Annotated in this window: 11 protein-coding genes; 3 read left to right on the top strand and 8 right to left on the bottom strand. The window is 41.5% G+C overall.

Annotated elements, in window-relative coordinates; all coding sequences use genetic code 11:
* Positions 1–112: 112 nt before the first annotated feature.
* The 3 genes from MTBBW1_RS04510 to MTBBW1_RS04500 form a co-directional block, all read right to left on the bottom strand.
* Complete coding sequence (locus MTBBW1_RS04510) at positions 113–1,570, bottom strand: SLC13 family permease (RefSeq protein WP_080799853.1); 1,458 nt, start codon at positions 1,568–1,570, stop codon at positions 113–115.
* Positions 1,571–1,765: 195 nt separating this feature from the next.
* Positions 1,766–2,194 carry a response regulator gene (locus tag MTBBW1_RS04505; protein WP_080799850.1) on the bottom strand — a complete coding sequence of 143 codons (429 nt, stop codon included), beginning with the start codon at positions 2,192–2,194 and terminating at the stop codon, positions 1,766–1,768.
* Positions 2,195–2,316: 122 nt separating this feature from the next.
* On the bottom strand, positions 2,317–3,549 hold the full coding sequence (locus tag MTBBW1_RS04500; protein ID WP_080799848.1) for a response regulator: 1,233 nt from the start codon (positions 3,547–3,549) through the stop codon (positions 2,317–2,319).
* 299 nt (positions 3,550–3,848) lie between these two features.
* Between MTBBW1_RS04500 and MTBBW1_RS04495 the strand changes: the two genes are divergently transcribed.
* Entirely contained in the window at positions 3,849–4,358 is a 510-nt protein-coding gene (locus MTBBW1_RS04495) for an NlpC/P60 family protein (RefSeq protein WP_245809258.1), read from the top strand.
* 389 nt (positions 4,359–4,747) lie between these two features.
* Here the strand turns inward: MTBBW1_RS04495 and MTBBW1_RS04490 are convergent, their stop codons facing one another.
* Positions 4,748–5,956: an MFS transporter gene (locus MTBBW1_RS04490; protein ID WP_245809257.1), complete on the bottom strand. Its 1,209-nt coding sequence runs from the start codon at positions 5,954–5,956 to the stop codon at positions 4,748–4,750.
* A 214-nt stretch (positions 5,957–6,170) separates the two neighbouring features.
* On the opposite strand from MTBBW1_RS04490, the gene MTBBW1_RS04485 reads away from it, so the two are divergent.
* Together MTBBW1_RS04485 and MTBBW1_RS04475 are read left to right on the top strand one after the other, a co-directional pair.
* Positions 6,171–7,508 (top strand): glycerate kinase type-2 family protein, encoded by a 1,338-nt coding sequence (locus MTBBW1_RS04485; protein ID WP_245809256.1) that lies wholly within the window; start codon positions 6,171–6,173, stop codon positions 7,506–7,508.
* Positions 7,509–7,974: 466 nt separating this feature from the next.
* Positions 7,975–8,889 (top strand): proline dehydrogenase family protein, encoded by a 915-nt coding sequence (locus MTBBW1_RS04475; RefSeq protein ID WP_222423984.1) that lies wholly within the window; start codon positions 7,975–7,977, stop codon positions 8,887–8,889.
* A 227-nt stretch (positions 8,890–9,116) separates the two neighbouring features.
* Here MTBBW1_RS04475 and MTBBW1_RS04470 read toward each other — a convergent pair whose 3' ends face one another.
* The 4 genes from MTBBW1_RS04470 to MTBBW1_RS04455 all read right to left on the bottom strand — a co-directional run bounded on the left by MTBBW1_RS04470 (position 9,117) and on the right by MTBBW1_RS04455 (position 13,883).
* Positions 9,117–9,740 (bottom strand): peroxiredoxin, encoded by a 624-nt coding sequence (locus tag MTBBW1_RS04470; protein WP_080799839.1) that lies wholly within the window; start codon positions 9,738–9,740, stop codon positions 9,117–9,119.
* A gap of 26 nt (positions 9,741–9,766) precedes the next feature.
* Positions 9,767–10,339, bottom strand: a complete 573-nt coding sequence (locus tag MTBBW1_RS04465; protein ID WP_080799836.1) for a peroxiredoxin family protein — start codon at positions 10,337–10,339, stop codon at positions 9,767–9,769.
* Positions 10,340–10,641: 302 nt separating this feature from the next.
* On the bottom strand, positions 10,642–12,651 hold the full coding sequence (locus MTBBW1_RS04460) for an ATP-binding protein (protein WP_186441077.1): 2,010 nt from the start codon (positions 12,649–12,651) through the stop codon (positions 10,642–10,644).
* Positions 12,636–13,883 carry an ABC transporter substrate-binding protein gene (locus MTBBW1_RS04455; protein ID WP_245809255.1) on the bottom strand — a complete coding sequence of 416 codons (1,248 nt, stop codon included), beginning with the start codon at positions 13,881–13,883 and terminating at the stop codon, positions 12,636–12,638. Before MTBBW1_RS04455 ends, MTBBW1_RS04460 begins: the two co-directional genes overlap by 16 nt.
* Positions 13,884–14,102 lie beyond the last annotated feature (219 nt).

The raw sequence follows: 14,102 nt of genomic DNA, 5'->3' as shown, positions 1-14,102 counted from the left end.
TTTTACCTTCTTTTTGTTTTAATAGTATAGGGGTTCCCATTTTATCTCATGTCAAAAACAAGATGCTATGGAAAAGCCCGCCCAAAGATTTTAAATCTCCTTGGGGTTTGGTTTAATTGGTAAGAATCGGCATACCCATTAGAGGCCATATTACAGCCACTGCAACTCCAACAATGATCATAAGTATGATACTTGCCGGAATACCATAATTAAAGAATTCACCTGTTGTGAACTGTTTTGAGTCATATGCTATGGCATTAGGAGCAGCTCCGACAAGAAGCAGGAATGGCATACCCGCTGTTACAAGCGAAGCAAATACAATTACTTCCGGCGATACCCCAAGGTAAGGGGCGATAACGAGAGCCACAGGAAGAGATATGGCAATGGCTGCAACGTTCATGATAAAGTTTGTCATCATCATGACAAAGAATGCGATACTCATTACAAATACAAACCAGTGTGAGTTTTGGAACATGGTCAGCCAGTTGATGGCAAGCCACTGGGCAGCGCCAGTTTCCCACAGACAGAATCCAATGCTCATGGCACCACCAAAAAGCAGGATTATGTTCCAGGGAATTGCCTCAAGATCTTTTAGATCCAGGATGCCGAGGATAAAGAACAGAATGGTTGATATGAGAATTATTGCCGTTTTATCAATAGGTTGTAGGGCAGGAATAAATGATCTCATAGACATCACTGCAATACATGTAAAGATAATGATGGCTGCCAGAATCTCATTGCGGGTAAGTCCGCCCATCTCTGAGTTAAGTCGTACAGCTTTTTCCTTTAACCCCGGTATTGTTTTCTTTTCTGGCTTGAAAAATATCATGAAAAAGCCCCAGAGTATAAATACCATTATCCAGCCAATGGGGAACATGTAGTACGACAGATGGAAAAAGGATATCTCATGTCCAACAATATCCTTGTAAAATCCAAGAGCAACAGCGCCGCGTGCAGCTCCAAGAAGAGTTACAATGGAGCCTGCGCCTGCCACATAAGCCATTCCTATGAAAAGCCCCTTTCCAAATTTTGTGGGGTTGTTGTCATCGGCATACATGCTGTAGATTGTTATCAAAAGCGGATACATGGTTGCTGCAACTGCCGTATGTGCCATGATGTGTGTCAAGGCTGCTGTTACAACAAAGCATCCAAGGTAGATCATGCTTGTTTTCTCGCCAACAACCGAGAGCATTTTGTAGGCAAGCCGTTTTGTAAGTCCGGTTTTGGTAAAGACCATGCCGATTACAAGGGATGCAAATATAAAGAGTACCGAAGGATCCATGAAATCCTTGAATGCCTTGTTCGCAGGGCGAACCATGAAAAGTACCTGCATTACTCCAATGGTAAGACTTGTTACGCCTATCGGCACAACTTCAAATACCCACCAGATACCTGCAAGCATAAATACGGCAAGCGCTCCCTTTGCTTCCGGAGTCAGGACAAACTGTTTTCCTGTGGGATCAACAGCATCTGGCCATGCAGGGCTGAAGTTGATTATACAAAAGAGGGCAAGTCCCAGTGTCAGAAAAATTAGCCGTTTCCAGTCTATTTTTGGGCCGGTTGAGGCCATAGTTTGTGTAGTCAATGTATTTCTCCTGATTTAAAAAAATATTTTTGACGTGCTTTGCCAGCACTAAGTAATTGGGTTTAATTAACTTACCCAAACTCCCCCTTGCAAGTCTGTAAAATGTGGCTGGGGCGAGTTGAATGGACAAGTTGTTAAAAATCAATTCCTAAAGCATTATGGTGTGCATCATCAATGATATCACCAGCCTCGTTCCTTTATAATTGAGTCAATTTGTGCCTTTCTGATGCGCTCTTCATGTCTGAGTTTGATTCCATATGCATCATTTATCTTCTCTTCCAGCATATCAATGTCAGCGGGTTTCAGAAGAAAATCAAAGGCTCCAAGTTTCATGCCTTCAATGGCATTTTTTACAGTTGCCTGCCCTGTAAGCATAATAACCTGGGTCAACGGGGTTTTTTCCTTTATCTCCCTCAGAAGATCAATTCCGTTTGTTTCAGGCATGAGAACATCAAGTACAATGACATCAAAATCAATCTCCTCAATGATCTCAAGAGCAGCCTTTCCGGAAAATACCGGTGTTACTGACAGATTTCTCATTTCAAGTCTTTCTGCCAGGGTTTTTGCAAAATCAACTTCATCGTCAGCTAAAAGCACTTTAACTTTCATGGTCTCTCCTTTTTAGGGTAGTGTGTTACAAACCTGTTGACCTTGTGCCGGCATCTTCTCTTGGCAGATGCAGAAGAGAGGAAAGAGCCCTTCAACAGGTTTGCTACCCTACCTTTTTTTATTTATTGGGCATCTTCTTCATTTTGTTTTCGTTGATTAATTTTTTCGTATGCCTTTTTCATGGTCTCGGCAAGCTGGTCAATGTCTGCTGGTTTCTGGAGATATGCAAATGCTCCAAGTTCCATACATGTTGCCTTGTCAGCTTCGGAACCATGTCCTGTCAAAATTATCACCTCTATGTGTGGCTTGGTCTGCTTGATTTTCCGGAGTACTTCAAATCCGTCAATACCAGGCATCTTGAGGTCAAGTACCATCACTTCTGTCTCATCTCTGTGGGCAGAATCAAGGGCTTCCTGGCCGCTGAATACTACGTTGCTGCTTATCTGGCGCATCTTAAGGCGCTCTGAAAGTGTCTGGACAAACTCCTTTTCATCATCCACAAGCAGGACATGCAGGGGTGTTTCAAAGTCAAAGTTGTGGCTTCTGCCTGCCTTGTAGTAGTTTTTGCCGATTTTGGTATCAACAGACTTAACCCCTGGAATCTGTTTTGCAATGGTGGTGATTTTCTGTTTAAGTTTGGAGAGAAAGAGTACGTTCTTGTCAATGGTCACAACAATATCACCATTGTCAGCCGTAACTATGAGACCGGAACCAGTCTCTGCAAGGGCAAGGGAGACATCGGCTGCAAGTGCAAAGTCAGAGGCTTCCTTTTTCACAAGATCCTCACTCATGGCAGCCATTGTTTCATGGTGTTTGGAAATAAGCTCAACAGATTCTGTAACATCAAGTTTGTCAGATGGAATAACTATGTCATATAGGCTCTTATCCCAGGCTTTTTTGTCTGTAAGGCTGTTTACCCAGAGCATTGTATGTTTGTCTGCTTCGTTCACTTCGTGGGCAGCATCTTTTTCAGGAACTCCAAGAAGTTTAATGCCGTTCTGGATTCGCGTCTCTCTGTCAGTTACAATGAGCACCCTGAGAGCATGTGTTGTCCATGATGGAATAAGGTGTCCAAGAATGCCGTTGAAAATTGTATTGCCCTGACTGATATGAAGGGCAAGGGTTTTTCTCAGGGCTGCAATGGTTTTCTCTTTTTCATGTGTAAAGTCATTGAAGGGTATCTGCTTTGAGTCAACCACCTTATGGATGGTTGCAATCTGAATGTCCTGATTTTGGGCAGTCTCCTCCATGATCTCCTGGTCAGTTATGATTTTGTATCCGAGTTTTTCCGAAAGTTTTGCAACTGTCTCATCGGAATGGGTGAATTTTGCTCCTGTTATTGATATAATAGCCATGGTATCCTCCTTGGTTTTTCGTTTATATTCTGTTCTGTTCAATATTTTGCTGTTTTTGTCATTGTTTCGATTGCTTCTGTTATTGTTTTGATAATAACTACAGCAAAAGGTGTGCCACTGTATTTTATTTTAATAAAAACAAGTAGTTAAGATTTTTGATTCTTTTTGGGTAAAACTTTATGAAACATAATGGAATGGACAGCCGAAAAGGTCGTGAACCTTATTGAAACAATATGGAAAGGTTGCTTTAAAATTAAGTGGTCGAAAATAAGTGTTGATAAAATGGAGAGGAAGGGCAATTGCATAGATTAATTACATCAATTGCACTACTGTTCTTATGCTTTTTTATGACAGCATGCAGCAGGGGTGTAATTGAGACAAATTTACCAGGAGAACCTGACTCTCCTGTTGGGATAGAAATTTTTTCAGATGATACAGCCACTGTTAAAGAGATGCTGTATGAGCATTATGAGCAATGGAAAGGCATTAGATACAGATTAGGCGGGCTTGACAAAAATGGGATTGACTGCTCTGGTTTCGTTTATGTAACCTATTTGGAAATGTTTGATATCGCTTTACCTCGTACAACCAGATTGCAGGCACAAATTGGCAGAGCTATCCCATTCAATGAGCTTCGTTCCGGTGATTTGGTTTTTTTTAAAATTGGATGGAAAACAAGACATGTGGGGATCTATATTGAAAACAATATGTTTTTGCATGTATCCACAAAAAAGGGAGTGATGATCTCTTGTCTGAATGATGTATATTGGGGGGGCAGATATTGGAAAGCAAGAAGGATTGATTTTTAGGAATGCCCCTTAAATAATGGGCATGCTTCATTTCTTATTTTACACTTTTCGGAGAAAAAGCTCTGAATAGCGGGAATCTCTCACAAAAAAGTGTAAAGTACTTTCTAGTTCATCTGAAGGATGCCAAATAATGAGCCAATTCCTTTCAACTTATGCCGTTGTATTACTCTCCAGTTGCAGCTTAAGAGATAAGACACTTTTTTGTTTCTCATTATCTTTAGGATGTTGAATTAGTCTCTCCCATCATCGTAGAAGAGACTCAAGGAGTGCCATCAGAGATAAGAATCTACTCTTTTTCTATGAGTGTGCCTGGAAAAGATGGTCACTGCGGGGCAGTCATCGACAATAAGATATCGACCAAGCTTTGTCGGTACGGCGCTGATAATCGTCTATGATGTATATTTTGAGCTATTTCTCTCGTTGATACCTGTAGCCAAAGGTATTGCAAGAAAACAGACCACAAAACCTATTACCCCATACCATCCAAATTTTTCAAAGGTAAAGCCTGCCCCTGTGATTCCAAGCCATCCTCCTGTATAGTAAAAGAGAACATATACGGCATTGGCCTTTCCCTGGCTGCCGGTAAGTTTTTCGTTTAAAAGCCCGACTGCCACAGCATGAATGGAGAAAAAGCCTGCACATACCCCAACAACTCCTGCAAGGACAGCAGTAATGCTTGGCAGCAGCAGAAGGATAAATGAGATGCCCATAAGAATACTTCCCGCAATTAAAATATTGCCACCTCCAAGTTTGTTGCTCAGTTGCCCTGCCATTGGTCCCAGAAAAATACCCAGTGCATAGACAAGATAGACAAGTGTTATTGTCTCGGTGGAATAGCTGAAAGGAGGTGCTGCAAGGCGATAGGACAGAAAATTGAAAAGCGGCTGGAACATCATAAGTCCCCCTGCACCACAGGCATAGATAAGGAAAAGCTCCTTTCGCATTACAATGGACAGATATGAACTCTCTTGTTTCTCCTGGTTCTCTTTCATGGGAAGATCAGCTTTGTCACGGTTTCCGTTCAGGGAAATCGCACTCTTTTGAGGTTTCGGAAGCATTATCAGTGCAAGTATCATGGTGAATATTACAAGTACGGATGCCGATATCATGGCATATCGCCAATGAAATGGCGGATGAATCCATCCTCCGAGAAGGCGCCCGCCAAGTCCTCCGAGAACAGTTGCTGCAACATATGAACCCATGATAACCTTCAATCTCTCTTTGGGAAGTGTCTTGGCAAGCCAGGCAGCAAGGCTTGTTGTCAAAGCCGGAATGAAGAGCCCCTGAAACATTCTTGCCATGAGTAGAATATTAAACTGGTGTGTCTGTGAGGATATCATTCCCCCAATGGCAACACATATCCCGCCTGTGAGAATTATAGGGCGGATGGAAAATCTGTCTGCGAGATATCCGAAAAGAAGGTTGGAGAAGACAATACCCAGAATAACAATGGATACAGTCATGGATACCTGTGCAGGAGAGACAGAAAATTCATCCTGGAGCACCGGCAGTATGGGCTGGGTGATATAAATATTTGTAAATGTTGCCGAAACCAGTGCAAATACTGCAATCTGAAGCCTGAATAATCTGTTTTTCAAATGTTTGTCCTTTGTCGTTGCTGTTTTATTAGAAAGTCTGCATAACATGCTGAAATATAACGGCCATGATTAACAGGATTTATGATTAACATAATTAAAAAATCAAGCTAAATCCTTTAATCATGAAAATCATGGTTCAAAAAATGTGTAAACCGATAAATTAAAAATACCTGAAAAATCAAGGGAAATCCACTTAGCTGGCGGGAGGGAGATTATGGAATATAGTTATGAATCAATGAAGAAAGCTGCATTAAAAATATTTTATAAGGGAGTGGCTGCTGTATCTCCTGAAATATGCGTCAGAAAGAATCTTGCCCTGAAAAATGGCTCTATCAAAATTGGCAAAAGCTCGTTCTCCCTTGAAGAGACAGGAAAAATTTACCTTGTGGGAGTAGGCAAGGCATCTGCTGCCATGGCAGGGGAGGCAGAGGCCACTCTTGCAGATCATATTGATGATGGTCTTGTTATTACAAAGTATGGCCACAGTGTGCCCCTTAAAAAATGCAGGTTAATGGAGGCAGGGCACCCCATCCCTGACGAAAATGGAGTTAAGGCCACTTGTGAGCTTCTTTCACTCATCTCCTGCGCCGGCCCCGGGGATCTTGTTATCTGTATGATTTCCGGTGGAGGTTCAGCCCTTACTCCTGCACCTGTTGAGGGAATATCACTTGCGGACAAACAGGAGACAACCCGCCATCTTCTGGCATGCGGAGCAACCATTCATGAGATAAATACCGTAAGAAAGCACCTTTCCCTCATCAAGGGCGGGCAATTTTGTAAAAATGTCAATGGAGCCAATGTTGTATCTCTTATTCTTTCCGATGTTATCGGAGACGATCTTGATATTATTGCATCTGGTATGACAGTTGGCGATGGCAGCACTTTTAATGATTGCAGGGATACTCTTTTGCATTACAGATTGTGGGAAAAGATTCCAATTGCTGTTCGGCAGCACATTGAATCAGGAATATCCGGAACCATAAGAGAAACGCCAAAACCCGGGGATGCTCTTTTTGCAAATGTCCATAATTACATAAGCGGTACTTTGTCCCATGCCCTTAGTGCTGCGGAAGAAGAGTCAGTAAAATCAGGCTTTAACACACTTGTATTATCTTCCATGATACAGGGAGAGGCAACTGAGGTTGCAAAGGTTCTTTGCGCCATTGCTAAAGAGACAGAGCTTTGGGACAGGCCGTTAAAAAGGCCAGCCTGTCTGTTGTCAGGAGGAGAAACAACAGTGACATTGAAAGGGACAGGAAAAGGTGGCAGAAATATGGAACTTGCACTTGCTGCGGCAATAAATCTTCAGGATAGCAAGAAAATTGTTATTCTCTCTGCTGGCACAGATGGAACTGATGGCCCGACAGACGCTGCCGGAGCTTTTGCTGACAGCTCCACAGTCAAGCATGCAAAAAAGATTGGTTTATCATTAGAAAGCTATCTTGCAGATAACAATTCGTACATCTTTTTCAAAGAGCTTGGCGATCTTGTTGTAACAGGGCCTACAATGACCAATGTCATGGATATGCAGATAGTGATTATATGTGATTAATAACTCAAAGATGACACATATAATCCTGTGAACATTGTCAATAGTGTCTGAATCAGGATGTCCAAGATAAACAGGATAAGGCAGGATGATATATATCCTGAACATCCTTTTCATCCTGGGCATCCTGGTTCAGACAAATGCAAAAACTATCAAGCCATAAATATGTCTGTTTTGAGTCAATAATTGGGTCTTTGGTGGATATAACAGGCAATTTTTTAAAGGTTACTTGCAATTTTTTAAAAATTTTCTTGACTCCGTTAAAATTATTCCATACTAATGGTTAAACCATTGAGATTGTGTTGTGCCAGAAGTGATAAAATCCCATAAAGATATTCTCCAGGGTCACTTTTTTGCAAAGGTTTGATGCAGAAGGGTTTTGATGTGGCAAGGATATCCTGTTTTTGGAGTTCATCTCCATGGGGATTCATTGATAAAAAAATTTATGGTAATAGGAGTTTTAAGGAAAATGCTTATAAACAAATTGATTTCAAACATGTTGCCGTACATGCCCAAAAATCTTGTCTGGGTATTTTCAAAGGAGTACATTGCAGGGGAGAGCATTGCCGATGCAATTGAGGCTGCAAGGCAGCTAAATTCTGAAGGTATAATGGCAACCATTGATGTGCTTGGTGAGTTTATCAAGAATCTTGATGAGGCAGAAGCCAACAAGCAGGAGTATCTCAGGCTTATTGATAAAGTCGAAGAGGCTGATGTTGACTCTAACTACAGCCTGAAACCTACATCATTCGGGTTGCTCATTGACAAGGAAGTTGCCTTTAATCACATCAGGGAGATTGTTGCAAAAGCTGCCTCATACGATAATTTTGTACGTATTGATATGGAAGATTCTCCATGTACTGACCTTGAAATTGAGCTTTTCCGCAAAATAAAGGAGGAGTTTCCCAAAAATGTGGGTCTTGTCCTTCAGGCATATCTTAAACGTACAAATCAGGATATTAGGGATATGAAGGATATTCACAGTGATGAGGTGCCTTTGAATTTTCGCCTCTGCAAGGGTATCTATGTGGAGCCTGAAGCCATTGCTTATAAAAAGTATAATGATATAAATACCCATTACCTTGAGGATCTTGAGCTGATGTTTCAGGAGAAGATGTATCCTGCCATTGCCACCCATGACAAAAATCTTGTTGAAGGGGCCTACAAGCTCATAGAAAAATATGGAGCAACAAAGGATCAGTATGAATTCCAGATGCTCTACGGTGTTACACCTGCATTGAGAAAATCCATTTTGGATAACGGGCACAGGATGCGTGTCTATATACCATTTGGCAAGGACTGGTTCGGCTATTCCACAAGAAGACTTAAAGAGAATCCCAATATGGCCGGAGCCATCATCAAGGCGATATTCTTCAAGGGTTAGTGCATTGTCAAAGCTAACAATTAGGGTTCGGTTAATTGTAGAGACAAGGCATGCCTTGTCTCTACGTTGCAGATAACCCTAAAACTATGTGCTGACAGTGCAGTCGTCTTCATTTTATTCTCCGATTTTTGTGCTTTTTGGAGCAGGAAAATCGGAAAATATCTTTGGTTCTCTGGCCTCTCTGGCCTGTACAGGTTAATGAGTATCAAGTGCCATAAAACCAAGATTCATGGTTCAAGATTTTCCATGGCCTTGACAATTATGCCAAGATCAGGGCGGACATTTATGTCCCCTACATGTATGAATCTTATAATGCCCTGTTTGTCAATTAGAAAAAGCCCACGCTCTGCTGTGCCGTCTGAGCGCAGAATGCCAAAGGAATCTGCCACAGCACCGTGGGGCCAGAAGTCCGAGAGTACCTCAAACCAAAGCTCTCCCATCTGCTTTGTCCATGCAAAAAGTGTGGGCAGATTGTCCACACTTATTCCCAGAAGTATTGTGTCGTGCTTGTCAAAGAGAGGTTTTGCAATGTTGTATCCTGGCCACTGGTCAGAGCATACAGGTGTCCAGGCTGCCGGAATAAAACTTAATAGCACATTCTTTTTCCCTTGGAATTGACTCAGTGTGATCTTTGTGCCGGAAATTGTTTCAAGGGTAAAATCAGGGGCATTCTCTCCTGTTTTGACCTTAAGCTCGCTGTCAACCGGTTTGAGATTGCCTGTATCAAATATCTTGTCTCCATAAATATCTGAAAGCGCATTGGACTTTGATGGTATGAAAACTGAGAAGATAATTAAAGATAAAAGGGTTATTCCTGAAATAATAAGAGTCTTTTTTGAAGTAAATATCATTAAATCACCATTTTAAAAGATTTGGGTTATAAATCAGTTATTGTTGTAATAAGGTCAAAAAGTTCTTCGGGTGTTTTTTCCCTTCCTGCCTCTGACATGAAAATTTCAGGCTTTCCATCCTGGGATTGTTTGACACCTATAAAATATGGTGTTCTCACCTCACCCAGCATTTTGTGAATTGTAAAATCAGGATCTGAAAAAAGTGGAAATTCAATGTTATATGTTTTTTTGAAATATTCCACCTCAAAGTCAGAATTGCCCACACCTATGCCGATGAGTTTGATTTTGCCCCTGTATTTATCGTTCTGTTCAATCTGCTTGAAAAGGGCATTTAGCTCCGGAGCTGCTTTCTGGCAGTGTGGGCAGTACATGCTGAAAATTTCCACAAGCACAACAGTGGCATCAATCTCTGAAACCCTGAAATTACCTTGAAAATTCTTCACACCAAGGTAGGATTGATATTGTGAATTTTCCGGCACAGGCAATTGAACATCAAGAACCTTTCTTCCTATTGCCGGTTCAAATGCCTCTGAATAAAATGACAGCAGCAAAAAAATGATGATAAGCACAGCAGTTTTATGTAAATATTTTGTTTTCATGGAAAATCCTCTTGAATTATGGTGTTTGTATAACGTACATGGCGGATGCCCGCCACAATCGAAGAGATGAAAGTCGTTTTTAAAAACAGCCACTTACTGAGACTTTCATATAAACGTACATGGCTGATCACCGCCACAATCGAAGAGATGAAAGTCGTTTTAAAAACAGCCACTTACTGAGACTTTCATATAAACGGCCATGGCAAAACCATCTTGCCACAACGAAGCATGAAAGCCCTGAAAAAAACCTTAAAATACGGGGACTTTCTTATAAAAATCGTGTAAGAACGACCCGAAAGAAATTATTGAGCAGCGGGAAACGTCAGGCAAAAGGTGGTACCCTTGCCTTCATCGCTCTCAATTGTTATCTGCCCGCCATAATCTTCAACAATTCCGTTGGTTATTGATAGACCAAGCCCCATTCCTTCACCCATTTTTTTTGTGGTGAAAAAAGCTTCAAAAATGCGTTCCCTGATATTTTTATCTATTCCCATCCCTGTATCGGAAACTGTTACAATAACCTGTTTGCCATGTGTGGATGTTGTAATCATAATCTGGTTCGCAATATCTTCATCATTGATTCCACTCTTTTGGGCATTATTTCCGCTCTTTTGGAGGTCACTTGCGCTCTTTTGGGTATCTGCTTCAAGTTTCTGGTTTATGGCATCCCTTGCATTGGTTATAAGGTTGAAGATAACCTGTTCTATCCTGTTGGGATGGGCAAGTATGGGAGGAATATCATGACCCATGTCAAGTTTGATATCAATGTTTTGAAGTCTTAACTGTCGGCCGATAATATCAAGCACGCTTTTGACAGGCCTGTTGATGTTCACACGCTCCTTTGTGAAATCTGACTTGCGTCCAAAATCCCTGAGACGACGGATTATGTCCACTGCCCGATCTACCTGGCCGCTGATCTCATTGACAATACATGAAAGCTCATCATCAGGGATTTTCTGACTTTTTTCAATCATCATCTCAATGAATTCATTACCCATTTTTATTGCATTAAGGGGCTGATTAAGCTCATGGGCAATACCGGCGGACATCTCTCCAAGTGTTGTCATCTTGCTTGCCTGTATAAGTTGGCTGTCCTTTTCCACCATTTCTGTTATGTCGGTTGTGGCAATAATTACAGCATCTTTTTCCTGGTATCTTACAGGGCATGCATGGACATTGACATAGAGAATCTGGCCGTTTTTTCTTTTGCACTGAACCTTGGAGCCAACAGAAGTTACCTTGCCTGAGTGCTGTGCCTGAAAATCAGATTTCTGTATCTCGTGAAGCTCAAAAGGGCCAAGTTCAGTAAATGGCTTTCCAGTTAAGGCTTTTTTGGAGTATCCATAGATCTCTTCAGCAGCAGGGTTGGCACTCATAATTTCCAGGGTTTTACGATCCAGTACAAAGATGGGATTGGGGCCTCCTGCAAAAAGTGAGCGATATTTGCTTTCAGATTCCTTGAGTTTCTCCTGTGAGTCAATTATTCGCTGGGTCATGTTAAGGAATGAGTCACTTAATTGCCGGACTTCATCCATTGAGCCACCGGAGTGGCAAAGATTGTCCAGATTGTGGGTTATATCATAATTGCCACTGCTGATCTCGTCAGACACTTTTGTCAGTCTGGTTATGGGGCGTATGATATATTTGGAGAGGTGAAGACTTATGATGAAAAAGAGTATGGTGACGGCTGAAACAAAGGCCAGAAAGGTGGTGCGAAGTTTTCCGATAAGCTGGTCAATGTGTTTTTTTTTCAGCCCCACATGAACTGAGCCTATGCGGTATATACCTTCTGTTACAGGAACTGCAACATCATAGACTTTTTTACCGTTAAGCTGAATAAGCTCCACGTTGTGATTTTTTTCAGGTTCAATTAAGTTGACATTGTAAAGTTCCTGCGGAAAATCAATGGTAAATGTGTGTGCAAGGATTCTGTCCTGTTTATCAGTGATGTAGGCGTACTCCATAAGGTTTTTCCGTACACCAAGACGGGCATCAAAAATAAGGCTTATAAGGTTGGGAATATCCTCTGTAAGAATATATCCCCTTGAACTTTCAGCAATACTGTGGCCAATACCGATTCCCCTCTCTTTAAGCTCTGATGTGAGGCTTGATATAAGTATCCAGCGTGTAAAAAGTGCAATCAATACACTTGTCAGAAGGATTACAGCCGTTGTTGAAAAGAAAATTCTGTTTTTCAGGGTTGTGTTTCTGAAATTGATTTTTTTTATGCTGGCAAAAATTCCGTTTTGGCTGCCCTCTTGATTTTGGGTGTAATTTTGTTGTTTTACAAGGCTTTTCAGTCGGTTAACCATACAAATTTCCCGCCTTTCAGATATGTAAAATATACACGCTCAAGCCCCTGGTGATCATGAGAATTAAAGGAGAGGGGATTGTCAATACCAAGATCCAGATCACGTATGGTTTCAATGGCATTTATGAACCCTTCCCGATCAAGTTCCCTTCCTGCCCGTCTGATTCCTTCTACAAGAACTTTTGCATTTATATACCCTTCAAGGCCTGCAAAATTTGGCGTATCTTCCGGGTAATACTCTTCAAGAAGCTCAATGTATTCCCTGGTTCCCCATAATTTGCGGCTGTATTTTTCTGTTTCTCCATCGGGTATTTCAGGTGGCGGCACAACCTGGGTTACGATTATCTGTTCATCAGTATGACCAAGAATTTTTGCCAGCTTGTCAGCTCCGACAAACGAGACATTACAGAATACAGATTCAAATCCCCGTGATCTTGCAAGTTTTATAAATTTAGCACAAGGTTCATATGTGCCTATGAGGACAACAGCCTGTGCTTTTTTTTGCATGATTTTTTCAAGACCTTCCTCCACATCAAGGGTTCCGCGGATATAGGTTCCTGTAGCAACAGGTAAAAAACCATATGATTTCAGGGCAATTTCAGTTCCCTTAAGGCCGTCAAATCCATATGCATCATACTGGTAAAATACTGCAATTCTTTCAAGTTTCATCTTTTCAACAAGATGTTTTACAGCAGCGCCTGTCTCCTGATAATAGGATGCCCTGACATTTATAATGTATCGGTTCAGGGGTTCTCTGAGGGCATTTGCTCCTGTAAACATCCCGACAATGGGAATTTGTGCATCTTCCACAAGTGGCAGTATCTTTACTGTTGTGGGGGTACCAACATAGCTAAACAGGCAGAACACCTTGTCCTCTACAATGAGTTTCTGGGTGTTGGCAACACAGCGGGGAGGGTCATATCCATCATCATATGCAATCATTTTTATCTTGCGTCCATGGATTCCCCCTTGTCCATTGATATGGTTTATATATGCAAGGGCACCATGCAGGGTCTGTGCGCCAAGGTATCCTGTGTGGCCTTCAAGGGCAAGGGATGAGCCAATGGTTATCTGTTCATTTGTGATTCCAAATTTTCTTGTGGCTGCCATTTCAGTGTCAACAGTATCCTGACAGGAGTAAAGGAAAAATATTGAGAAACTGAACCATGTGGATATTATAATGTGCTTCAGTGCCGGAATGGTTGTATGTGGCAACATGCTCTTTTTTGGCATATGATTAAAGTCTTTTTTTAAACAGCTACTTACGGGGACTTTTATATCACCCCTCCCATGTTTGCTGACGCATCACAACGAAACATTAAAATCGTTGTATATCCTCAAAGTCCACACCTATGATCTTGTAAGCCTTGTCAACACTGTCTGAATCAGGATTCTCAGGATTATAACAGGATAATACAGGATTATCTATCCTGGACATCCTATCCATCCTGG

Source organism: Desulfamplus magnetovallimortis (assembly GCF_900170035.1).
In the GTDB taxonomy this organism is placed as follows: Bacteria; Desulfobacterota; Desulfobacteria; order Desulfobacterales; family Desulfobacteraceae; genus Desulfamplus; species Desulfamplus magnetovallimortis.
The sequence above is the reverse complement of the archived record's forward strand: the minus strand, read 5'-3'. Positions and strand labels throughout refer to the sequence as shown.